Raw genomic sequence first — 20,203 nt, 5'->3', positions numbered from 1 at the left:
TCCAGCCGTGCTTTGCACTAGACTTCCGCCTCATTGGAACGGCTCGGACCTAAAGGCTGAGACCGCCGAAAGAACGACCTTGCCCTCTTCCGTTGCGGGAACGGGGGCCACCAAATTGAAAAGCATCCGCCAAAGACCACCACCCTGTGCCCACTCATAGCAAGCCAGGACCACGACGGCATCGCTTGCGCCTCCCGCACGGGTACCGACACCGTCGGCGGCTGCGCCGGCCGATGGAGTCAATTGGCCGTTTGTCACGCAGGGCGTCAGCTCGCCGAGCCCTGCAAAGGTCTTGCTGTTCTTGACATGAATCACGAGGTGCTGGTCGCAATCGACGTAGCCGCCCGCCGCGTCGCAGAACAGCTTGCGGAAATCGTTGAGGGTTATCCCGGCCTTCTGCGCTTCACCCGTGCGGAGCTTGCGCGAAGCTTCGGCAACACCATGCTCGAGGAAATGCATGACGAGAAATTGCATGCCGATGACCATGATCGCCAGCACCATGGCAAAGAAAGGCGCCGCGACCATTGCAAACTCGATAGCGGTCGCACCACGGCAATCGGCGCGAAAGCGGAGCAGCTTGCGCGCCAGAGCGACGCGACGTCTGTCGATAAAAGAGCTACGTTTGCGCATAGGCTCCCGCCCAAGGGATTAAGATTCCCGGAGCTTAGAAGCGGCGCGATATACGAATGGTTTACGGCTATTGAATTCGCAAAGCGAAGGTAAAGGAAGCGTTACCTGGCTCCCGCCTGGGTGCGCTCCGCGACGCAAGCGCCTTACGGAGATCTGGCACCCCTCCCGGCGCCCGATCAGGTGCGCCGAAGGAGAGAGCCATATGGTGCGGTCGAGAAGACTCGAACTTCCACGGGTTGCCCCGCTACCACCTCAAGGTAGTGCGTCTACCAATTCCGCCACGACCGCATCATGGCTCGAAGCGCCCCATATAGCCAACCCGAGGGGGTCGAACAAGAGGCGCCTGGAAGCCCGCCGAACTAACAGAGGCCGCCGGAGAAGGCAAGCAGGAAACCACCCGCCAAAACGTCTCATCGCGCGATGGCAGCCTCCCAAAACTTCGAGGAAATGCGAAGATCTAGGCTTCGCGCCGATAACCCGCGCAGGACACACGCAGCAGGATGGCAGGAAAGCACCATTTTTCGGCGCGGACCGTGAGTGATAGATCTCTATCCATGACCGATTTCGATAGAAGAGCCGTCGAATGGACCGCGAGTTCAGCCCTCGTTGGCTACCCTTTTGCCGTGGCGTTCATGGAGCAGCGCGCGGCCGAGATCCGCGAGGGTCGCGCGTCTGAACTCGTCTGGCTGCTCGAGCATCCCCCCCTCTATACCGCTGGCACCAGCGCCGTCTCCGCCGACCTCAAATCCCCCAGCCGGTTTCCCGTGTTCGCAACGGGACGTGGCGGCCAATACACCTATCATGGTCCGGGCCAGCGCATTGCTTACGTGATGCTCGACATTCAGCGCCGTTTCGGCACGGATGTGCGTGCATTCGTGGAAGCTCTGGAGCTTTGGATCATCGGCGCCCTGGCACTGGCGGGCGTGCGGGGCGAGGTCCGCGACGGCAGGGTCGGCGTGTGGGTCGCCAATGAGCAGGCCGGAGGCGTCGAGCAGAAGATCGCCGCGATTGGTATCCGCATCCGCCGAGGCGTGAGCTTCCACGGCATAAGTCTCAACGTTGCTCCGGACCTGTCGCACTATGAGGGGATCGTCCCCTGCGGGATCTCTGAGTACGGGGTCACCAGCCTTGCCGGACTGGCAAAGCCGATCCCGATAAAAGATGTGGATATGTTCTTGCGGCAGAGTTTCGAGCGCGTGTTCGGACCCGCAATCGACGCTGGCGCACCTCAAACGGACGATGTGCTTGTCCGATAGTGGGCGGTCTCAACGGGCACGTGTCCTCGCAAAAAAAAGAAAACCCGGCCCGCGGTAAGCGGGGCCGGGTCTCTATTCACTACGACAAGCCTCGGCTACGGACGCGAACTGGGCTGAGAAGGCTGGGCGTCAGATCCTGTACCAGTCCCTGACGGCACCCCCACCTCGTCGTCGTAGAGCTGCCCTTCCTCGATCGACGTGACATCCGAGCCTTCAAGCTCGAAGGGATCTTCCCGGTTGTCGTCCAACCGGATCAAACACCCCGTCCCGCATATCCCCTCAAGCACCGCATTCGGCTTTAGAACATGGACTTTTTGGGAGCTTCCCTCAATGACGGTGACCGTGTGGTCCCTGTCATCCCGATTTGTGATCGACGCCGAATGAACGGCTGAGGGTAAGAGACAGAGTGCGATAAGAACCCCTGGAATGACGCGACCAAAAATCAACGGCCAGCTCCGAGAGCTCGTGGCAGAAACTCGTTACTTCTTCTTCTTCGCCGCGGGCTTCTTCGCAGCAGCCTTCTTAGCAGCAGGCTTCTTAGCAGCTTTAGCCATCTTCGTTAGTCCTTCCATTGAACGCCCAGCGTGAGCTGAGCCGAATCTGACCCGACTCGAGTCGAGCCGATCCTCAATGTGGTCAGAATCAATCTCCTCTTCAAACGGAAATTTCCGGTGACGGCTATCGAAGATTTCGATAGATAGCCGTCGAGCGCATTCACGCGTTGCGAGCGGCATATGGATATCAATCTCGCACGAACGTTTCTGATGGTCGCCGAAACCGGCAGCTTCATCGAAGCGGCTGAGAAGCTCAACATCACGCAATCCACGGTCTCGGCCCGCATCAAGGGGCTCGAAGAGCTCCTCGGCCGCCCACTTTTTGAGCGGTCGAAGTCCGGAGCAGACCTCACGGCTGCCGGAGAGCAGTTCCGCAAACACGCCCTGGCGCTCGTCCGCGTATGGCAGCGCGCCCAGCTCGAAGTCAGCCTCGCCGACCAGCATCGCGATCATCTGGCTATCGGTGCGACCGTCGGATTGTGGCAAGGTTTCCTGCTCAAATGGATCGCGAAGATGCGCGCGACGGCTCCGGACATCGCCGTCTCCGCGATATCTGCCCCCTCGAGCGTTCTGACACAGCGGCTCATCGAAGGCACTCTCGACCTCGCGGTCATGTATCGTCCCATCCAGCCGCCCGGACACGTCGTCGAGCATCTCTTCGACGAGGAGTTCGTTCTTGTGACGAGCGCCAAGCCATCCGGACGGCGCGGGACCAGCGAGTATGTGTTCGTCGACTGGGGACCGGACTTTCAGCAGGACCATGCCGCGGCCTATCCGGAGCTTGCAAGCCCCGGCCTGCACCTCGATCTCGGATCGATCAGCATTGAATATCTGCTGAGCAACGAAGCGTCGGCTTATTTTCCGGCCCGTATCGTCAAGCCCCATATCGCACGCGGCCGGCTCCGCCAGCCAAAGCGCGCGCGCCGCTTCGTCTATCCCGTCTACATGGTCTACCCGGAAGCGCGGGACGAGGAGACGTACGAGTTGATCATCCACGGCCTGCGCAGCGCCGCCGGCCGGTTCAGCAGGGCTGCCGCGTCCGAATGATCAGGCGGTTTCGCGAACCTCGAACCCTTCGAAGGCGCCGACACCCTCGCCCACGATGTGAACCTCGCTGACGGCCGCCCCCGCCGGACCTGAGCGGCAGCGCTCGATCATGAGGCCCACATCGGCATCAGCCCCCTGGAACACCGCCTCGACGGAGCCATCGCGCCGATTGCGCACCCACCCGGAAAGACCGATCCCCGCGGCTGTCCGCTGCGTCCACATCCGATACCCGACACCCTGGACCCGTCCTTCGATCCTGACGTGAGTCGTCCGCGACGCGCCTGCCATCTGCTGAACCTCCAAAAACAATGTCCCCTCCCGCTATGTGCGGAGAGGGGACAGGGCATTCCAGATCTCGATCGGACGAGCGGCAAACGCCGGCTTATACGAACTCGAGGATCACAGCATCGACAGCCAAGCTGTCACCCGGCTTGGCGTTGATCTTCTTGACCTTGCCGTCGCGCTCGGCGCGGAGAATGTTCTCCATCTTCATGGCCTCGACGACCGCGAGCGCGTCACCCGCCTTCACGTCCTGCCCCTCGGCGGCATGGATCACCTTGACGAGGCCCGGCATCGGGCAGAGCAGGAACTTCGACATGTCCGCCGCTGCCTTGACCGGCATCAGCGCCACGAGCTCAGCTTCCTTCTCGGTGTAGACGTAGACCGGCGCCTGGATGCCGCGATAGGACAGCGTTGCACCGTTGAGGATCGGCCGAACCTGGACCGCAATGGTCTTGCCACCCACCTGGCCGCGCCAAACCGGCTCACCGGCCGCCCAAGCGGAGCTGACAGAGACCGTCTGCGCGGCATTGCCCTCGGCATCGAGGAAGCTCACGTGCAGGAGATTGCCCTCGGTGCCACCCACCACGATCGCCTGACGCTCGCCAGCAATCTCGACCACGCGACGTTTCGCGAACTCAACGGCCCCATTCACCATCTGATCGCTGATCTGGCGCCGGCGCATATTGTTGAGGTGGTCGATCGCGGCCGCGACAGCGACGAGAACCGCCTTCTCCTCGCCCTCCGCCTTACGGCCCTTGAAGCCTTCCGGATACTCCTCGGCGATGAAGCCGGTCGAAAGCGCCCCCTCCCGCCAGCGCGGGTGATGCATCAGCGCCGTCACGAACGGCACGTTGTGCTGGATGCCGTCGATGTAGAAGGCGTCGAGAGCTTCGGCCTGCGCGTCGATGGCCGCGATGCGCGTCGGCCCGTGGGTCACGAGCTTGGCGATCATCGGATCGTAATACATCGAGATCTCGCCGCCTTCGAAGACGCCGGTGTCGTTGCGCACCGTGAGGCCGTTCTTCACCTCCTCGGCGGGCGGGCGATACTTCACGAGGCGGCCGATCGAGGGCAGGAAGTTGCGGAATGGATCCTCGGCATAGACGCGGCTCTCGATGGCCCAGCCGTTGAGCTTCACGTCCGACTGCTTGAACGGCAGCTTCTCACCGGCTGCCGAGCGGATCATCAACTCGACGAGGTCGACGCCTGTAACGAGCTCCGTCACGGGATGCTCGACCTGAAGGCGCGTATTCATCTCGAGGAAGTAGAAGCTCTTGTCCTGACCCGCCACGAACTCGACCGTGCCGGCAGAATCGTAACCGACCGCCTTGGCGAGAGCGACAGCCTGCTCGCCCATGGCCCGGCGCGTCTTCTCGTCGAGCAGCGGCGACGGCGCCTCTTCGATGACCTTCTGGTTGCGACGCTGGATCGAGCACTCGCGCTCACCGAGATAAATGACGTTGCCGTGCTTATCGCCGATCAGCTGGATCTCGATGTGGCGCGGATCGACGATGAACTTCTCGATGAACATGCGGTCGTCGCCGAACGACGCTTTCGCTTCCGAACGAGCCAGCGGGAAGCCTTCCTCGACTTCCTTGCGGTTGTACGCGATGCGCATACCCTTACCGCCGCCGCCAGCCGAGGCCTTCATCATCACCGGGTAGCCGATTTCCTCGGCAATCTTGATGGCGTGCTTTTCGTCGGCGATCTCGCCCATGTAGCCGGGCACGGTCGAAACCTTGGCCGCTGCCGCCGCCTTCTTGCTCTCGATCTTGTCGCCCATTGCGGCGATCGCCTTGGGATTGGGACCGATGAAGACGATGCCGGCCTTTTGGAGGGCGATCGGAAAGGCTTCGCGCTCTGAAAGGAAGCCGTAGCCCGGATGGACGGCCTCAGCGCCGGTCGCCTTGCAGGCTTCGACAATCTTGTCGATCAACAGATAGGACTGAGCGGCGGGCGGAGGACCAAGATGGACCGCCTCGTCTGCCATCTCGACATGGAGCGCGTCACGGTCGGCATCCGAATAGACCGCAACGGTCTTGATGCCCATCTTGCGTGCGGTCTTGATCACGCGGCAAGCGATCTCGCCACGATTGGCAATGAGGATTTTCTTGAACATTATCCCTTGGCGCCCTGTCTGAATGTCGGGAAGGTCGTTTCGTACGGCTCTTCTAGACTAAACCCGCCGAGCCCGTAAACCGCGATAAATGGGGGCATCCGGGCAGAGCCCGGCCGAACCGCGACGGCGGGAATGACGGAATTGCTACAGGAACAGGCCCAGCGCCGGTTCACGCGTCAAAATGGCTCTATCCCGCCTGAGACTTGCATAGCAGACGCTGGCCGCGGCCCGAGGCCCCGGTTAGGCCGCCCACCCGCTCCTGAGCGGCGGGGACACGAAATCCCCGATGAGGCATTCCCGGTCCAGATGAGCCAGCACCGCCGTTTCGATTGCGGCCGGCAGGAAGCTGGAAGCCAGCCGCTCGCCGAGCCAGCCCATATCCTCCGCTCCGATCGATTCACCGGTCACAATTTCGATCCGCTGCCGCTCCAGCCGGGCAAGAGCACGTTCTTCCCCGGACTGCCGATGGTAATCGCGCCGGAGGTTTCCGAGGCACACGGCAACCTGCTCGTCGAGGGCCGCGGGAACCTCGTCGGAGGTCCAGACAGACAAAGCTACCGAGCGAGGAGGAACGGAATAGCCGTGCTCGGCCAGAAGGACGTTCGCGATGGCCTTGGCGTAGAGATCAACCCACGCGAGCGGCAACGGCCGCCCGGCTACCGCCCGATGCACGCTCATGAGAATTTCGGCTTCGGGCCGTGTGAGCGGCAGAGCACTATCGCCCCCAAACGCATTCAAGATCACGCGCAGAAGCGCGATCTCCGACCCTCCGATCGTGCCGGGAACAGCGCCATTGGCAATTCCCGATGCATGGCTGCCGCGCAAGGGACCGAACCCATGGATGACAGCACCGGCCACCTGCTCGAGTGCGAACGTTGCCAAGCTGAGCGGAAACCAGCGCGCCTTTCCGAGGATGCTGACCAGAAGATCTAGCTCGGCGCGGTTTGCCACCCATCCGCCGCTCGAAAGCTTGGAAACGAGCCACTGGCTCTTTTCGGCGGTGATGTAACCCTCGGGGCCGCTGTGATTGAGAATATAGTCGGCGATCACGTCGACAAGGAAGCCGCTCCATGTCGGTCCCTGAATCGGGCAGCGCCGGTTCAGCCGGAGTAGGGCTTCGGCCTCGTCCTCATTGATGTGGGGTTCTTCTCCAAAGGCGCGGATAAGCTTGGTGACGTCACTGTCCTTAATGCTGCCGCGAAACTCGAAATCCTCAATTGGAACAGACTTGACTACGCGCATTGACTTCCCCGCCGCCCGAGCACTGCACTACGCCTCGACGCTAGGCGAGCAACCTTACCAATCGCCTAATGGTCGCACCGAGATGGGCCGGCTGAAGGACCGTAGGACTGAGGTGTTGCCCAATTGCCGCGTCGCCTTCTAACGTGGCAGAGGCACCTGAAGACAATTATTGGCTCGTGGTGGTAGAGCCCTCCGATCATCCGCCTAAAGGACAAATGATGCGTCCCCTTCGGGCTCTCCTGGTCAACGATGCATCTTTGTCCGGTCACCACGGATCAGCTCTGGTGACGGATCAGGCCGTGCGCTTGGCAAGCGACGCCAACATTGACCTTGCAGCGGGATGGGATTGGGCAGCGGTTGAAGACACACTTTTCGATCCGCTCGCACGGAGCCGTTTCGATCTCGCAATCGTTAACGGCGAAGGCTCGATCCACCACGACGCAAAAGCCGCGATACGGATCGCTAAGATCGCAACGACCCTGAACGCAGCACACTTTCCTGCTTACTTGATCAACGCAACGGTGGAAGCGACGCCACCGCATGTGACCACCGCCCTGAACACGTTCCGGCGCATCTTCGTCCGCGATCGCGAAAGCGCCGCCTTCCTGGCGACGTCGGATATCGCGTCCACGGTCGTTCCCGATCTCACACTCAGCTTTGACGGAGCGCCAAGCGCCATGAAACGTGGCCCCCTGCTGGTCACCGACAGCTCCGAACCGCGCAAGACTGCGGCACTCCTTGCCCTCGCCGGAAAATGGTCCGGCGCCGCGCCCATGACGATGCGCGCCGAGCCGCCATGGCCACAAAATGGAAGCAAGCGCCGCCGCTGGAAGTTCGAGGCCAAACGTATTCTCGCACGGCCGCTGCCGGTTTCCCCTTGGTCGATCCGATACAAAGGTGCGCTCCGCACCCGCGCTGAATTGCTGGATCTATTGGGATCTCATGCCCGCGCGGCCATCTGTGGACGCTACCACGCGGTCTGCTTCGCCCTTTTGACGCGCCTTCCCTTTGTGGCTGTGGCCGGAAATACGTCGAAAGTGGCCTCCCTCCTCGCTGACATCGGCCTCTCATCGCGCCACGTCACTTTAGCCGAGCTGGAGGAGGCCGATCCGGCGCAAGTCGCTCCGGATTTCACGCCCGAGGATGAGGCGCGGATCGATGCATTCCTCCAGAGTGCCCGGCGCAACGCCACGGAAATGTTCCACCTCATCGCCCGGGATGCCGTCCAGCAAAAGGCCGTGCGCTAGCATTCACCCCCGATCGCGCTGGAGCTTGAGTTCTCGCAGCCGGACGATAGGGTGGCGCCGAACCCACGCCGCGAACCCGGCCAATCCGACACGCCGAAAGAAGAACCACGCGCCTCATGAAACCCACCGTACGCTTCGCGCCGAGCCCCACGGGCCGGCTTCACATCGGCAACATCCGGACCGCGGTGCTGAATTATCTCCTTGCCCGCAAGGCCGGAGGCACCCTCATCCTGCGCCTCGACGACACCGACCGCGAGCGCTCGACCGAAGAATTCGCCGAGGGGATCCGCACGGATCTCCGCTGGCTGGGCTTCGAATGGGGACGTGAGGAACGGCAATCCGCGCGGCTCGCACGGTATTCAGAAGTTGCCGAACAGCTGAAAGGCGCGGGCCGCCTCTACGCCTGTTACGAGAGCGAGGAAGAGCTCGACCGCAAGCGCAAGCGCCAGCTCGGGCGCGGCATGCCGCCGATCTACGACCGCGCAGGCCTCAAGCTGACCGATGCGGAAAGGGCAAAGCTGGAAGCCGAGGGCCGCCGTCCGCACTGGCGCTTCCGGCTGAACAACACCAGCGCCGAAAGCGGTCTGACGCCTCTGCCGACCATCGTCTCGTGGAACGACCTCATCCGCGGCGACCAGACCGTCGACATAGGCTCGCTGTCCGACCCCGTCCTGATCCGCGAGGATGGCACGCCGCTCTACACCTTCACGAGCGTCGTCGACGACGTCGATTTCGGCATCACACATATCGTCCGTGGCGAGGACCACGTGACGAACTCCGGCGTGCAAATCTCGATTTTCGAAGCGCTCGATGCCGTCCCGCCGGCACTGGCTCACCACAGCCTGCTGATCGGCGCCGACGGCCACGCGCTCTCGAAACGGCTCGGCACGCTTTCGATCGAGACCTTCCGCAAGGACGGCCTCGAACCCATGGCCATTCTGAGCCACGCTGCCCTCGTCGGCACCTCCGACGCCATCGAGCCGCACGGCAATATCGACGAGTTGGCCGAGTTGTTCGATTTCGGCAAAATTTCCACCGCGCCCGGCCGCTTCGATCTCGAAGAGCTGAAGACGCTCAATGCCAAGCTTCTTCACAAGCGTCCCTATGAGGACGTTGCCGATCGCTTGGCAGCCCTTGGCATCACAGGCGGCGCGCCGTTCTGGGAGGCAGTTCGCGGTAACGTCACCGTGCTCTCCGATGCACGCACTTGGTGGACGGTCGTCGCTGGCGAAATCGACCCCGTGATCGAAAACCCCGATGTAACGGCGAAGGCCGCGGAACTGCTGCCCTCAGAGCCGTGGGACAGCTCCACTTGGGGCAAGCTGACCGCAGAGGTCGGAAAGGCAACCGGCCTCAAGGGTCGGGCCCTGTTTCATCCGCTGCGTCTGGCGCTTACAGGCCAGGATGCAGGACCGGAGCTGAAAGCGCTTCTTCCCCTCATCGGCCGCGCGCGCGCCGAAGCGCGCCTGCGCGGCCAGCGAGGCTAAGTCACTGAAAACAGCAAAAAATTATTGACTCTGCGTCGCCCAAGGGAGCGTTTCGCCACCCTGCCGAGCTGGCGGAGGCGGCGGCGGAGCTTGAGCGGGCACCTGAGCTTGGCCCGCCGTCGATCCGGTCGGGCTCTCGGAAACCCAGCCGCCCGCATCACCCTGCGTCGAGCCCGGCGCAATCGTGCCCGGCGCCGGGGTGTACTCGGCCATCTTGCACGAGCAGCCCTGAATGTATTCCTTGCGGTAGCGGAAGGCCTGCTTGAGCTGCGTGTAGGGTTCGTTGGAGCGCGCGTTGACCGCCTGCTCCATACCGGCGCCCGGGTTCTGGTGATAATAGAGCTCCGCCGGGGCGGCGCACTTCGAGTGACACACTTCCTCGTCGCGCTGGAAGTGGTTCGGCAGCGTCGAGAAGCTGACCGGGAAGTAATAGCCGTCACACATTCTCACGCACACCGTGCGGTAGGTCGCATAAGGCAGCGCACCGAAGCCCGATCCGCCGCTCGCCCCGCTGCTTTCCTCATCTTCCCAGAATGAACCGCTGCCGCCGCTTTGACGACGCGCCTGCTGCTGATAGTTGGCGCCGCAGTTATTGCGGGCCAGCTCGCGCACGATCTCATCTTGATAGGAACGCCCGGACGAGCCCTGGAGCTGCTGGAGTTGGACTTCAAGGTCCTCGATACGCTGGCGCGTGGCGTCGGCCTGATTGGCCAGCTCCACGCAGCGCCGCGTTCGCTTCAGCGTCTTGGAGAACAGGAAATATTCATAGCAATCGCTGCGATCGAGCTGTTGCTTCTGACCCCGGTAGGCTTCCTCGGCCTGCCGCATCTCGTTCTCGACCATCGGCACCAGGTTGCGGGATTCGCTGCCGCGCTGCCCTTCCTGCACAAGCCGCTGCTCAAGTTGAAGACAGATCGGACTACGCCCCGCGGCACCACCGCCTTGCGCCCAGTTTCCCTGTGTTCCCGGCTGTCCTTGCGGCGGGGGCGGCGGACCATCGTCCATGTCGCCAGGGTAAACGGGGGCCTGGGGCACGGGCGCGGGTCGCTGACGCGGCTGCTGCTCATTGCCGCCGAAGGGCCACCAGCTCTGCGCGAGGGCCGGCACGCCTGCGGAGAGCGCGAGCGTGGTCCCAGCCAGAATTCCGAATAGGGCGCGCCTGTTGGCCATTGCCGCCAACGCAGAAAGGAACCGCCTCAGGCTATTGCCGCTTATTTTCATCAGCTCATCGATCGTCGGGGCAAGCGCCCGGAAATGCTCACGTCGTTCAACGCACTATGAGAGCCCCCGGATAGGGGGTCAATGCGGGAGAAATGCGGCGTCTCGCCCAGAACGCCACTTACCCCCGGGGAAACCCTGGCGGCCATGCAACGGTTCGCTAAGGCGTTTCAGTGGCCGGAGCTTGACGCAATGCGTGCCGCCCCGCATAACACCGGACCATGAGAACGCTGCTGCGCAACCCTGCCGTTACCATTTGCGGCATTATTATCATTTCGAGCTAGTCATACCGGCTGGCGCGCGGCCCCGTTCTTTGCCTCATGACAAGACAGAGAAACGCCACCGCCAGACGGAGGATCGGTCTGCGCACGACGATTTCGCGTCGTGCGGTGCATGAGGAGAGAACGCGTGTCGCTCACGCTTTATAATACGCTGACACGCCGCAAGGAGCCGTTCGAGCCCATCGATCCGGCCAATGTCCGCATGTATGTCTGCGGACCGACGGTTTACGACTATGCCCATATCGGCAATGCGCGCCCCGTCATCGTCTTCGACGTTCTCTATCGCCTCCTCCGCCATATCTACGGGCCGGAGCACGTCACCTATGTCCGGAACATCACGGACGTCGACGACAAGATCAACGCCCGCGCCGGGCAGGACTACCCGAACCTGCCGCTGAACGAGGCCATCCGGCGCGTCACCAGCGCCACCGAAAAGCAATTCCACGACGACATCGCCGCCCTTGGCGTGTTGCCGCCTTCGGTCGAACCGCGTGCCACCGAGCACATCGAGGAGATGAAAACGCTTTGCGAGGCGCTTGTCGCCCGCGGCCATGCCTACGTCGCACAGGGCCATGTGCTCTTCGACGTCTCGTCCATGCCCGACTATGGCAAGCTCTCCAACCGCTCGCTCGAGGAAATGGAAGCCGGCGCCCGCGTCGAGGTCGCGCCCTACAAGAAGGGCCCCATGGACTTCGTGCTGTGGAAGCCCTCGAAGCCGGGCGAGCCCGCGTGGCCATCGCCAGCTGGCATTGCCGAGCCCGGCCGTCCCGGCTGGCACATCGAGTGCTCCGCGATGTCCGAAAAGCACCTAGGGCCCGTTTTCGACATTCATGGCGGTGGCATCGACCTCGTCTTCCCGCACCACGAGAACGAGATTGCGCAGTCCCGCTGCGCCCACGGCCTTCCCGTGATGGCCAACGTCTGGATGCACAACGGCTTCCTGCAGGTGGAAGGCGAGAAGATGTCGAAATCCCTCGGCAACTTCATCACCATCAACGAGCTGCTGGCGACGAAGAAGTTCGGGGCCAACCAGTGGCACGGTCGCGTTGTCCGCCTCGCCATGCTTGGCACGCACTACCGCCAGCCCATCGACTGGACGGCGGAACGGCTGCTGCAGGCCCGCGCCACGCTACTCGACTTCGCCGATTTGCTGTCGGACATCGACCCTGCGTCTGAACCCAACGCGGACGTCATCGCAGCGCTCTCCGACGACCTCAACACGCCAAGCGCGCTGTCGATCGTCTATGGCCTTGCCAAATCCGCAAAGCGCAATCCCGACACGGCAGCCGAGCTTCGCGCCACGCTGGAGTTCATAGGCGTCTACGGCGGCGAGACGCGCGAGGAGCTGAATGTCGGCATCGAGTCCGTCTCCGTCGACGCCGATATCGTGGACTCGCTCGTCGCAGCCCGCCTGGCGGCCCGCAGGGCGAAGGACTTCAAGGAAAGCGATCGCATCCGCGACGAGCTGGCCGCCATGGGCGTCGCCCTCAAGGACGCGAAAGACCCGAAAACGGGCGAGATCGTCACCACCTGGGAAATCGCCCGATGAGTGACTGGCGCAAGGATCTCCCGTTTCCGCGACACTGGCTGTTCTACATCGCGGTCAAGATCGGGATCCTCGCGCTCGCCGTCTATTTGGCATTCCACTATGGCTACATCTGAGCATCACGCGATGACCACGGCTTATCCGCTCCGTCCCTTTCTCCGCGCCGACACCATGGCGCTGCGGGAGCTCTTTGCCCATAGCATCGAGGAGCTGACGGCCGACGACTACGACGAAGACCAGCGCGTGGCCTGGGCCAGCTCGGCCGCCGACGCCGATGCTTTTGCCGAACGGCTCGCCGGCATGGTCACGCTCGTCGTGCAGGTCGACGGCGAGTACGCAGGCTTCGCCTCCCTGAAGGACAACGACAAGTTCGAGATGCTCTACGTGCATCCCTATTTCGCGGGCCAAGGTGTCGGCGCGGCGCTCGCCGATGCAATCGAGCGGCTGGCCCAGGGTCGGGGCGCGGCAGCGATTACGGTCGAGGCCAGCGACACGGCCGAACCATTTTTCGGGGCGCGCGGCTACCAGGCGACCCAGCGCAACATGATGCCGCGTGATGACCTCTGGCTCCCCAACACCACCATGAAGAAGCGGCTCGGCGCCGCGAACGATGGCTGAGATGACCAAAGAACGCCTCTACCTCTTTGACACCACGCTGCGTGACGGCGCGCAGACGACCGGCGTCGATTTTTCGCTCGAAGACAAGCGGCGCGTCGCGGCCATTCTTGACGAGCTGGGTATCGACTACGTGGAAGGCGGCTATCCGGGCGCGAACGACACGGACACCGAATTCTTCAAATCGAAACCAGCGTTTCAGAATGCCCGCTTCACGGCCTTCGGCATGATCAAGCGCGCGGGCCGTTCTGTTTCGAACGACCCCGGCCTGCAGGCGCTGCTCAATTCCGCGGCCGACAGCATCTGCATGGTCGCCAAGTCGTCGGACTACCACGTGCGCGTCGCCCTTGGCATCTCCAATGAGGAGAATCTTGAAGCAATCGCCGAAAGCGTCCGCGCCGTGGTGGCATCAGGCCGCGAAGCGATGCTCGACTGCGAGCACTTCTTCGACGGTTACAAAGCCAATCCAGCTTATACGCTGTCCGTTGCGCGAACCGCATTTGAGGCCGGCGCCCGTTGGGTCGTACTCTGCGACACGAATGGCGGAACGCTGCCGCATGAGGTCGAGGCCATCGTATCGGAAGTGGTCAAGCACGTGCCGGGCGATCACCTCGGCATCCACACCCACAACGACACCGAGAACGCCGTCGCCAATACGCTGGCCGCCGTGCGTCAGGGCTGCCGCCAGATCCAGGGCACGTTGAACGGCCTCGGCGAGCGCTGCGGCAACGCCAACATGACCTCGATCATCCCGACGCTGCTCCTGAAGAAGGACTTCGCGGAACGGTTCGAGACGGGCATCACGCCGGAACGCCTGCGCACGCTCACCCACGCCAGCCGCGTCCTCGATGAGCTTCTGAACGAAGCCCCGAACCGCCACGCGCCATACGTCGGCGAAAGCGCGTTCGCCACCAAGGCCGGCATCCACGCGTCCGCGATCCTCAAGGATCCGGAGACGTACGAGCACGTGCCGCCGGAAACCGTGGGCAACGAGCGCCGTCTTCTCGTTTCGAAGCAGGCCGGTCGTTCGAACGTAACGGCCTCCCTCGAGCGGCTGGGCCTTGCGGTCGACAAGGATGACCCGCGCATCCAGACGCTCCTCGACGAAGTCAAGACACGCGAGTCGGCCGGCTATGCCTATGAATCGGCGGAGGCCTCGTTCGAGCTTCTGGCACGCCGTTACCTTTCCAACGTCCCGCGCTACTTCTCGGTCGACAGCTTCCGCGTCATGGTCGAGCGCCGTCACAACGCCCTGGGCGAGCTGGTCACCGTCTCGGAAGCCATCGTGAAAGTCTTCATCAACGGCGACCGCGAGCCGCTCTGGTCGGTCGGCGAAGGCAATGGCCCCGTGAACGCGCTCGACCGCGCGCTCCGCAAGGATCTCGGCCGCTACCAGAAACACATCGAGACTATCGAGCTGGTCGACTACAAGGTGCGTATCCTGACAGGCGGCACGGAGGCCGTGACCCGCGTGTTGGTCGAGACGCTCGATAACGCAACCGGCGAACGCTGGATCACCGTCGGCGTTTCGCCGAATATCATCGATGCGAGTTTCGAAGCGCTTCTCGATTCCATCAACTACAAGCTGCTGACGGACGGAGCGGCGGCATAGACCATGATCGCTTCGGACCCCAGTCGCCCCGATCGCCGCGCCGCCTATCAGGCGCGGCGTGAATCGGCGGCGCAGGAAAAGTCCGAAGCGTGAATCATCGGTCTCAAAAAAGATCAGCGGCCCAGTACGGTCGGGCAGAGATTTTGATCAGGAGAGGGAAAGACATGCGTCTCCCCAACGGCATTGCAACGCTGGCCTTGATCCTGGCTGCCACGACCGGCGCCGTCGCAGGCGGGCTGCCGAGCTACACGGCGCCGGCGCCGGACAGCAAACCAGCCGAGGCTGAAGATTCGAAACTCACCGCACGCGATGTGACCGAGCGCCTGTTCAAAGCCGCACCGGGTTCCAAGCCGGAACTCAAAGGGCTCAATCTTACCCGCCTCGACTTAGCGGAACTCGACTTCAAGGGAGCGAACCTCGACGGCTCCGATCTGTACGGAGCAGACCTGACACGCGCCAAGCTCGCCGGTGCGTCTCTGGTCGGTGCGCGCCTTGATCGCGCGACGATCACCTCCGCCGATTTTTCGGGCGCGGATCTGACCGATGCGCGCATCCTCCGTCCGACGATCTTCACGACGCTGGAAGTCGAAACCATTGAGGCCCCCAAGTTCACTGGCGCCAAGCTGGTCCGCATTCGCTCGGATGGGTGGCTTGATCGCGCGGATTTCTCCGGCGCCGATCTGACCGGCGCCGTCTTCGGCGGCGGAGCCTCACGCGAAGAAACGCTGTTCTCTCCCGCAAGCCTGGTCAGCGCAAACTTCACCAAGGCCATTTTGAAGGAGACGAAGTTTCCTGGCGCCTCGCTGAAATACGCGCGTTTCAACGGCGCCGATCTCTCGGGCGCCAATCTCGTGGGTACGAACCTCACCCAGGCCAACTTCACCGGTGCCAATCTCGCTGGAGCGGATTTCACCGGCGCAAACCTGGACGAAGCGGACCTGCGTGGCGCGCGCGGCCTCGAGCAAGCGGTAGGCCTCACGTCCGCAACCAACCTCGACCGCGCCCAGCGCGACACGATCCCGTAAACCGACCGCCTGTTGCCAGCCGCCGACGAGCCTCCCCCCATGTCCGACACTCTGAACCTCGCAGCCTTGGCCGACGGCACGATCCTTTCGCCGTTCTCGCGTCTCCGCACGCTGCTGGACGGCACGGAGCCCGGCCACGCGAAGCCCATCGACCTGACGCTCGGCGAGCCGCGCGAAACAATGCCCCCATTCGTCGCCGCCAAGATTGCCGAAGCCGAAGCTCTGTTTGCGAAGTATCCGCCCATCCGTGGCTCCGACGAATTGAGGGGGGCCATTGCTGACTGGGCCGGCCGCCGCTTTGACCTCGCAGGCCAAATCGATGCAGCGCGCGAGATCCTCCCCTGCAACGGTTCGCGCGAAGGCCTCTTCTACGCCGCCTTCCCAGCCGTGGGCCGCAAGCGTGGCGTCCCACGCCCCGCCATTCTCATGTGCAACCCGTTCTACCAGGCCTACCTCGGCGGCGCGTTGGCCGCGGGAGCCGAGCCCGTCTTCCTCGACGCCACCGCCGACACCGGGCATTTGCCGGACCTCGCCGCCCTGGAGGCGGACCCCGACCTCCTCGCCCGCACGGCCGCACTCTATCTCTGCTCGCCCGCCAACCCGCAGGGCGCCGTGGCGGACGCAACCTACATCGCCCGCGCCTTAGCCCTCGCCCGCCAGTACGACTTCATGTTGTTCTTCGACGAGTGCTACTCGGAGATCTATTCCGGCGCGCCTCCTGTCGGCGCCCTCCAAGTTGCAGCAAAAACCCCGGAACGCTTTCGCAACCTCGTCGTCTTCAACTCGCTTTCCAAGCGCTCGAACCTGCCAGGTCTGCGGTCCGGCTTTTCAGCCGGCGACCCGGAGTTCATGGCGACCCTGTTCGAGGTCCGCAACTTGATCGGTCCGCAAATGCCGGGACCCACCCAGCATGCCTCCGCCGCTGTCTGGGCAGAAGAACAGCATGTCACGGCCAACCGGCTGGCTTACTCCCGGAAGTACGACATCGCCGACGCCGTCCTGGGTGACCGCTTCGGCTACAAACGACCCGCCGGCGGATTTTTCCTTTGGCTCGACATGAGCCAAATCGGCGACGGCGCTCATGCAGCACTAACCTTATGGAAACGTTTCGGCGTCAAGGTGATACCCGGTGCCTATCTGGCTCAGACCGGCCGTGACGGAACCAATCCGGGCGCAAACTATGTGCGCGTCGCATTGGTCCACGATCCCGAAACGATCAGAGAGGCCCTCGAACGGTTCGTTCATGTATCTGCGTAAGAGACGTTCGCAGCCATGCCTTCTGTTACCGGGTCGTCCACTCGTGGACCTGATCGCCAGCGGTTTTTGCCGCCCGCACTCGAAGCGCGCCTGATCGGCACGCTTGGACGCGGTGGCGGGTTGCTGCTTGTTGCCGTTCTCGCAGCCGTATGGACCAGCATGGTCTCGTGGTCGGTCGCCGATCCGAGCCTCACCCACGCGACGGATGGCTCGATCCGCAATGCGCTTGGCGCGCCGGGCGCCATCATCGCCGACCTTTTTCTGCAGACGCTCGGCCTCGCCACGGCTGCCGCACTGCTCCCGCCCATGATGTGGAGCGTCGAGCTTCTGACCGCCCAGCACATCGCAGGGCTCCGCACCAAGGCAACCTACTACCCGCTTGCCATCCTCGGCCTCGCGGGCGCAGGTTCCGCCTTTCCCAACTCTCCGACTTGGCCCATCCAGCGCGGTTATGGCGGCATTCTCGGCGATGCGATCTTCGACTTCACCGCGTCGTTGCTCCGCTTCATAAGCACGGACACGGCCGCGCTTGCCGCTGGCGTGCTGTTACTCGGCGCCGGTCTCTCTGCGCTGCTCCATGCCGTCGGAATGACCCACGACGACATTCTGAAATTCGTTCCGGCTCGCACGCCTCGGCCCAAGTCGCCTCACGCCGATTGGGAGCAGCCAGCCCGCGCTCCGAGCCATCGCCTCCCGCGCGCCGGAAGCCTGCTTTCGGCGCTGAACGCTTTGCGCCCACGTAGCATTACCGCCGCAGTCATGTCGCGCCAGAGCGTCGACGCTGGCGAATTCGTTTTGCCTGGGGCATTCGGGAGAACCGCCCCCGACGCCTACACAAAGGCTCGGCATCAGGCGAACCCGCACGCGGACTACAGCGCGTCTGCCGACCTTCCGGACTTCGACGAAAACGCCGTTGAGGATTTCTCGCACGAAGAATCCGACAGCGTGACCGCCGACTCCGCCCTCGAAATGTCGAGCCGCGCCATCGCCGAACGCTTCGCGCCCGCCAACGGACGCCCGATGCCGCGCGACCCCGAACTTCCCGAGATCGACCTTCCCCGCATTCTGCGCGCGGCGGTACGCGATGCAGCACCCGCACCTGCGCCGGCGCCCGCGCCGGTCCAGAAGCAAGCCGAGCCGCAGCGCCGCCAGAAGCCGAGCCTTCTGCGCGCAGTCGCCGCGCGTCCTGCTGTTTTCAAACGCCCCTCGCCGGCGATGCTGAAGCGCAGCCCGCCGTCGAAAGCAGGCAGCGAATTCTCGCAAACCGTCCTGCGCGGAACCGCACGTCTCCTCGAAGACGTGCTCGCAGACTTCGGCGTCAAGGGCGAGGTTCGCGACATCAAGCCCGGTCCCGTCGTTACGCTCTATGAGCTCGAGCCCGCGCGCGGCACGAAGGCAACGCGCATCATGGCGCTCGCCGACGACATCGCCCGCTCGATGAGCGCCACCAGCGCACGCGTTGCCGTCATCCCAGGACGCAATGTGATCGGCATCGAGTTGCCCAACGCACGCCGCGAGACCGTTGGTCTGCGCGAACTGCTCGAGAGCCCCAACTTTACGTCTGCCGAAGGCATCTTGCCTTTGGCGCTTGGCCGTTCGATTGGCGGCGAGCCCATCGTTGCAGACCTGACGCGCATGCCCCACCTGCTGGTCGCCGGCACCACCGGCTCGGGCAAGTCGGTCGGCGTCAATGCGATGATCCTGTCGATCCTGTTCCGCCACACACCGGAGCAGTGCCGCTTCATCATGATCGACCCGAAGATGCTCGAGCTGTCGGTCTACAACGACATCCCGCATCTCTTGACCCCGGTCGTCACGGACCCGCAGAAGGCCGTCGGTGCGCTGAATTGGGTCGTCGCCGAGATGGAGGAGCGCTACAAGCGCATGGCGCGGCTTTCGGTGCGCAACATCGAAGCCTTCAACGGCCGCGTAAAGAGCGCGGCCGAGCGCGGCGAACAGCTCTCGCGCACGGTACAGACCGGCTTCGATCCTGCCACCGGCCAGCCGATCTATGAGCGGGAGGAGATGGACCTCGCGCCTATGCCGCACATCGTCGTCGTGGTCGACGAGTTCGCCGACCTGATGATCACTGCGGGCAAGGACATCGAAACCGCCGTGCAGCGCCTCGCCCAGAAAGCGCGCGCGGCCGGCATTCATCTCATTATGGCGACGCAGCGTCCGTCGGTCGACATCATCACCGGCACGATCAAGGCCAACTTCCCGACGCGCATCAGCTTCAAGGTCGCGTCCAAGATCGACAGCCGCACGATCCTGAACGAGCAGGGCGCAGAGCAGCTCCTCGGTCAGGGTGACATGCTCTATACCTCGGGCGCCGGGCAAATGCTCCGCGTACACGGCCCCTTCGTCTCGGACGAAGAGGTGGAAGCCGTTGCCGCGTATCTGCGCTCGCAGGGCTCGCCCCGTTATGTTGAAAGCATTGCCGACGCCCAGGAGAACATCGGTGCACCGGGTCCGTCGTCCGGCGGCTCAGAGGACGGCGAAAGCCTCTACGATCGCGCGGTTGCTGTCGTGCTCCGCGATCGCAAGGCCTCGACCAGCTACGTGCAGCGCCGCCTGTCGATCGGCTACAACCGCGCGGCCGATCTCATTGAGCGAATGGAACAGGAAGGCCTTATCAGCGCACCGAACCACACCGGCCGGCGCGAAATTCTGGCTGGAGACGGCCCGGCCCGTTCGATTGCCTGAGACCAACACGAGCGCACGCTGAGACGATTGTCTCAAAGGTGGGAAAAGCACTGACGTATACCCACCGCCACTGGACTGA

Annotated in this window: 16 protein-coding genes and 1 tRNA gene; 10 read left to right on the top strand and 7 right to left on the bottom strand. The window is 63.4% G+C overall.

Going from position 1 to position 20,203, the window contains the following annotated elements:
- Positions 1–30: 30 nt before the first annotated feature.
- Positions 31–630 (bottom strand): TadE/TadG family type IV pilus assembly protein, encoded by a 600-nt coding sequence (locus VHO05_RS14485; RefSeq protein ID WP_329647288.1) that lies wholly within the window; start codon positions 628–630, stop codon positions 31–33.
- 203 nt (positions 631–833) lie between these two features.
- Positions 834–918, bottom strand: a tRNA-Leu gene (locus VHO05_RS14480).
- Positions 919–1,184: 266 nt separating this feature from the next.
- On the opposite strand from VHO05_RS14480, the gene lipB reads away from it, so the two are divergent.
- Positions 1,185–1,886, top strand: coding sequence for a lipoyl(octanoyl) transferase LipB (gene lipB, locus VHO05_RS14475; RefSeq protein ID WP_329647287.1), 702 nt, complete (start codon positions 1,185–1,187; stop codon positions 1,884–1,886).
- 95 nt (positions 1,887–1,981) lie between these two features.
- Here the strand turns inward: lipB and VHO05_RS14470 are convergent, their stop codons facing one another.
- A complete protein-coding gene (locus tag VHO05_RS14470; RefSeq protein WP_329647286.1) occupies positions 1,982–2,143 on the bottom strand; it encodes a hypothetical protein in 162 nt (53 codons plus the stop codon).
- Between the two features lie 477 nt (positions 2,144–2,620).
- On the opposite strand from VHO05_RS14470, the gene VHO05_RS14465 reads away from it, so the two are divergent.
- Entirely contained in the window at positions 2,621–3,487 is an 867-nt protein-coding gene (locus VHO05_RS14465; RefSeq protein ID WP_329647285.1) for a LysR family transcriptional regulator, read from the top strand.
- Here VHO05_RS14465 and VHO05_RS14460 read toward each other — a convergent pair whose 3' ends face one another.
- The 3 genes from VHO05_RS14460 to VHO05_RS14450 form a co-directional block, all read right to left on the bottom strand.
- The gene (locus tag VHO05_RS14460; protein WP_329647284.1) at positions 3,488–3,775 is read right to left on the bottom strand and encodes an acylphosphatase; all 288 of its coding nucleotides are present in this window, start codon (positions 3,773–3,775) and stop codon (positions 3,488–3,490) included.
- 94 nt (positions 3,776–3,869) lie between these two features.
- Positions 3,870–5,888 carry an acetyl/propionyl/methylcrotonyl-CoA carboxylase subunit alpha gene (locus tag VHO05_RS14455; RefSeq protein WP_329647283.1) on the bottom strand — a complete coding sequence of 673 codons (2,019 nt, stop codon included), beginning with the start codon at positions 5,886–5,888 and terminating at the stop codon, positions 3,870–3,872.
- Positions 5,889–6,128: 240 nt separating this feature from the next.
- On the bottom strand, positions 6,129–7,130 hold the full coding sequence (locus VHO05_RS14450) for a hypothetical protein (protein WP_329647282.1): 1,002 nt from the start codon (positions 7,128–7,130) through the stop codon (positions 6,129–6,131).
- Positions 7,131–7,345: 215 nt separating this feature from the next.
- Between VHO05_RS14450 and VHO05_RS14445 the strand changes: the two genes are divergently transcribed.
- A complete protein-coding gene (locus VHO05_RS14445; protein ID WP_329647281.1) occupies positions 7,346–8,377 on the top strand; it encodes a polysaccharide pyruvyl transferase family protein in 1,032 nt (343 codons plus the stop codon).
- A 116-nt stretch (positions 8,378–8,493) separates the two neighbouring features.
- The gene (gene gltX / locus VHO05_RS14440) at positions 8,494–9,864 is read left to right on the top strand and encodes a glutamate--tRNA ligase (RefSeq protein ID WP_329647280.1); all 1,371 of its coding nucleotides are present in this window, start codon (positions 8,494–8,496) and stop codon (positions 9,862–9,864) included.
- A 21-nt stretch (positions 9,865–9,885) separates the two neighbouring features.
- On the opposite strand, the gene VHO05_RS14435 is transcribed toward gltX, so the two are convergent.
- Positions 9,886–11,085, bottom strand: a complete 1,200-nt coding sequence (locus VHO05_RS14435) for a DUF2865 domain-containing protein (protein ID WP_329647279.1) — start codon at positions 11,083–11,085, stop codon at positions 9,886–9,888.
- A 405-nt stretch (positions 11,086–11,490) separates the two neighbouring features.
- On the opposite strand from VHO05_RS14435, the gene cysS reads away from it, so the two are divergent.
- The 6 genes from cysS to VHO05_RS14405 all read left to right on the top strand — a co-directional run bounded on the left by cysS (position 11,491) and on the right by VHO05_RS14405 (position 20,124).
- Positions 11,491–12,912, top strand: coding sequence for a cysteine--tRNA ligase (gene cysS, locus VHO05_RS14430; protein ID WP_329647278.1), 1,422 nt, complete (start codon positions 11,491–11,493; stop codon positions 12,910–12,912).
- Between the two features lie 123 nt (positions 12,913–13,035).
- Positions 13,036–13,527, top strand: a complete 492-nt coding sequence (locus tag VHO05_RS14425) for a GNAT family N-acetyltransferase (protein WP_329647277.1) — start codon at positions 13,036–13,038, stop codon at positions 13,525–13,527.
- A gap of 1 nt (position 13,528) precedes the next feature.
- A complete protein-coding gene (gene cimA / locus VHO05_RS14420; protein WP_329647276.1) occupies positions 13,529–15,136 on the top strand; it encodes a citramalate synthase in 1,608 nt (535 codons plus the stop codon).
- 164 nt (positions 15,137–15,300) lie between these two features.
- The gene (locus tag VHO05_RS14415; protein ID WP_329647275.1) at positions 15,301–16,161 is read left to right on the top strand and encodes a pentapeptide repeat-containing protein; all 861 of its coding nucleotides are present in this window, start codon (positions 15,301–15,303) and stop codon (positions 16,159–16,161) included.
- Between the two features lie 39 nt (positions 16,162–16,200).
- Positions 16,201–17,418, top strand: coding sequence for an aminotransferase class I/II-fold pyridoxal phosphate-dependent enzyme (locus VHO05_RS14410; protein WP_329647274.1), 1,218 nt, complete (start codon positions 16,201–16,203; stop codon positions 17,416–17,418).
- Between the two features lie 15 nt (positions 17,419–17,433).
- Positions 17,434–20,124, top strand: coding sequence for an FtsK/SpoIIIE family DNA translocase (locus VHO05_RS14405; protein ID WP_329647273.1), 2,691 nt, complete (start codon positions 17,434–17,436; stop codon positions 20,122–20,124).
- The last annotated feature ends 79 nt before the right edge of the window (positions 20,125–20,203 follow it).

Origin of the sequence: Hyphomicrobium sp. (genome assembly GCF_036262015.1) — a bacterium.
Classification (GTDB): domain Bacteria; phylum Pseudomonadota; class Alphaproteobacteria; order Rhizobiales; family Hyphomicrobiaceae; genus Hyphomicrobium_C.
This window is presented reverse-complemented; position numbering and strand designations above follow the sequence as displayed.

Excerpts from the sequence above, each read along its gene's own strand:
- VHO05_RS14415 (WP_329647275.1), top strand. The coding sequence starts at position 15,301 with ATGCGTCTCCCCAACGGCATTGCAACGCTGGCCTTGATCCTGGCTGCC.
- VHO05_RS14485 (WP_329647288.1), bottom strand. The coding sequence starts at position 630 with ATGCGCAAACGTAGCTCTTTTATCGACAGACGTCGCGTCGCTCTGGCG.
- VHO05_RS14405 (WP_329647273.1), top strand. The coding sequence starts at position 17,434 with ATGCCTTCTGTTACCGGGTCGTCCACTCGTGGACCTGATCGCCAGCGG.
- VHO05_RS14460 (WP_329647284.1), bottom strand. The coding sequence starts at position 3,775 with ATGGCAGGCGCGTCGCGGACGACTCACGTCAGGATCGAAGGACGGGTC.
- cimA (WP_329647276.1), top strand. The coding sequence starts at position 13,529 with ATGACCAAAGAACGCCTCTACCTCTTTGACACCACGCTGCGTGACGGC.
- VHO05_RS14410 (WP_329647274.1), top strand. The coding sequence starts at position 16,201 with ATGTCCGACACTCTGAACCTCGCAGCCTTGGCCGACGGCACGATCCTT.
- VHO05_RS14425 (WP_329647277.1), top strand. The coding sequence starts at position 13,036 with ATGACCACGGCTTATCCGCTCCGTCCCTTTCTCCGCGCCGACACCATG.
- lipB (WP_329647287.1), top strand. The coding sequence starts at position 1,185 with ATGACCGATTTCGATAGAAGAGCCGTCGAATGGACCGCGAGTTCAGCC.
- VHO05_RS14445 (WP_329647281.1), top strand. The coding sequence starts at position 7,346 with ATGATGCGTCCCCTTCGGGCTCTCCTGGTCAACGATGCATCTTTGTCC.
- VHO05_RS14455 (WP_329647283.1), bottom strand. The coding sequence starts at position 5,888 with ATGTTCAAGAAAATCCTCATTGCCAATCGTGGCGAGATCGCTTGCCGC.
- VHO05_RS14450 (WP_329647282.1), bottom strand. The coding sequence starts at position 7,130 with ATGCGCGTAGTCAAGTCTGTTCCAATTGAGGATTTCGAGTTTCGCGGC.
- VHO05_RS14435 (WP_329647279.1), bottom strand. The coding sequence starts at position 11,085 with ATGAAAATAAGCGGCAATAGCCTGAGGCGGTTCCTTTCTGCGTTGGCG.
- VHO05_RS14465 (WP_329647285.1), top strand. The coding sequence starts at position 2,621 with ATGGATATCAATCTCGCACGAACGTTTCTGATGGTCGCCGAAACCGGC.
- gltX (WP_329647280.1), top strand. The coding sequence starts at position 8,494 with ATGAAACCCACCGTACGCTTCGCGCCGAGCCCCACGGGCCGGCTTCAC.